Annotated in this window: 3 protein-coding genes; all 3 read left to right on the forward strand. The window is 72.4% G+C overall.

All coding sequences use genetic code 11. The features are described from left to right. A partial coding sequence (locus tag AC27KI_RS22970; RefSeq protein WP_487116015.1) for an ATP-binding protein occupies positions 1-420 on the forward strand: 420 nt, incomplete at its 5' end. A 124-nt stretch (positions 421-544) separates the two neighbouring features. After that, positions 545-1,960 carry a cell envelope integrity protein CreD gene (creD, locus tag AC27KI_RS22975; RefSeq protein WP_284430273.1) on the forward strand — a complete coding sequence of 472 codons (1,416 nt, stop codon included), beginning with the start codon at positions 545-547 and terminating at the stop codon, positions 1,958-1,960. Next, positions 1,957-2,284: hypothetical protein (locus AC27KI_RS22980; protein WP_487116017.1), on the forward strand; the 328-nt coding region annotated here is incomplete at its 3' end. The genes creD and AC27KI_RS22980, both read left to right, overlap by 4 nt.

The following is a 2,284-nucleotide window of genomic DNA, read 5'->3' on the forward strand; positions in this document are numbered from 1 at the left end:
CTGCAGGACTGCGCGGCCCTGGCCGTGCGCCAGGCCCAGGCCCGCGCCAGCCAGCGCACCATCGACCTGGTGCTCACGGGCGACGGCGCCGGCGGCCCGTGGGAGGCCGAGCTGGTGACGCTGGCGATCACCAACCTGATCGACAACGCCATCGACTTCGCGCCCGCCGGCAGCGCGGTGCGCGTGGAATTGCATGGCCCGGTGGTGGCCGTGCAGGACGCGGGCCCCGGCGTGCCGGACTATGCGCTGCCGCGGCTGGGCGAGCGCTTTTTCACCACCGCGCGGCCGGGTGGAGAGCGCAGCGGCTCGGGCCTGGGCCTGGCCATCGTGCGCCGGATCATGGCGCTGCACGGGGGAACGATGGCAGTGCGCAACACCCAGCCCGGGCTGCGGGTCGAACTCGCCTTTCCAGCCGCCTGACGGCGGCGCACCGGCCACCGGGCCGGCAGCGCGCTGCTGCACTTCACCGTGCGCTCACAAACTTCATTTCCGCCTCACGCCCGCTCACCACACTGCCCTCCACATCCACTGGCGGAGAGCCTCCTTGAAACACCCCCTGTTCACCAAACTGGCCGCGCTCGCGGCCATCACCCTGCTCCTGCTGTTCGGCCTGGGCCTCATCGAAGACGTGGTGCGCGACCGCCAGCGCTACCGCACCCTCACCGCCGATGGCGTGGCGCGCAGCCTGGCGGGTTCGCAAACCCTGCTGGGGCCGCTGATCCACAGCGCCTGCGTGGAAAGCTGGGATGCCGTGACCGGCACCGGCAGCGAGCGCACCACGGTCGAGAAACGGCGCGAGTTCGTGCTCACCGCCATGCCGGACACCCTGCAATTGCGCGCCGGCACCGCCATGCAGGAGCGCTCGCGCGGTGTGCACAAGGTCAACACCTACGCCCTGAAGGCGCATGTCGCCGCCGAGTGGTCGTCGCTCGCGAGCCTGCGGCCGGACACCACCGTGCAGGGCTCGCGCATGCAATGCGGCGCACCCCTGCTGATGATGGCGGTGGGCGATGCGCGGGGCATCCGCGCGGCCCAGCTCACCATCGGCGGCCAGGCGCTGGCCCTGAAGCCCGGCACCTTCCACCCCGCCTACCCCCGAGGCCTGCATGCCCCGCTGCCCGAAGCGCTGGTGCAGCGGCCAGGCGGCGATACCGGCCCGTTCAAGGCCGAGATGGACCTGGAACTCGTGGGCACCGAGAGCGTGGCCATCGTGCCGCTGGGCAGCCAGACCCAGGTGCAGATGGACGGCAGCTGGCCCCACCCCTCGTTCGCAGGCCGCTTCCTGCCGTCGGAGCGCACCGTGGGGGACAAAGGCTTTTCCGCGCTGTGGCGCCTGTCTTCGCTGGCCAGCACGGCCCAGCAGGACGTGGCCGCCGGCCGCCCCGCGTGCGAGGCGGCCCCCAGCGCGGACCACGCCTACGAACCCGCGCCCGCCGACGGCCGCGGCTGCGCCGACAGCTTCACCGTGGCCTTCGTGGACCCGGTCAATCCCTATTCCCTGAGCGACCGCGCCACCAAGTACGGCGTGCTGTTCATCGCGCTCACCTTCGTGGCGGTGGGCCTGTTCGAGCTGATGAAGCGGCTGCGGGTGCATCCGGTGCAGTACCTGCTGGTGGGCAGCGCCCTGTGCAGCTTCTTCCTGCTGCTGGTGAGCCTGTCGGAGCACCTGCCCTTCGGCGTTTCGTATGCCATCGCGGCCAGCGCGTGCGTGCTGCTGCTGGCCTACTACGCCAGCCACATGCTCGGCAGCCTGTGGCTCGGCCTGCCGTTCGGGGCCGGCATCGCACTGCTCTACGGCCTGCTCTACCTGCTGCTGCAGCTGGAGCAGACCGCGCTGGCCGTGGGTGCCATCGCGCTGTTCCTGGTGCTGGCCGCCGTGATGGTGCTCACGCGACGGGTCAACTGGTACGGCCTGACCGCGCAACGCCCGGTTCCCACCCCTCGCCCGGAGGCCGCATGAGCGCGCCGTCGCCCGGGCCGGCCCACCGGGCCAGCCCCTGGGACACGCACCTGGCCGCGCAAGCGCAGCCGGAGCACGGCGAGCAGGGCCTGTCGATGGCGCAGGCGCAGCGCCTGCAGCGCTACCACGACCGCCTGCTGTGCGCCCTGGCGGCGCGGGACCGCGAAGCCTTGCGCCAGGCCAAGCAGGGCATCCTGAAGGCCGCCTACTGGCCACGGGCTGCGGATGCCGCGTCCCCGGCCTGGCGCCGGGCCATGCGCACGCTCTCCTGGCAGATGGCCGCCCTGCTGCTGCCCCGCGGGCGCCCAGTAGCCCGCAGCAGGG

The sequence above is a fragment of the Acidovorax sp. KPB24-03 genome (genome assembly GCF_057546605.1).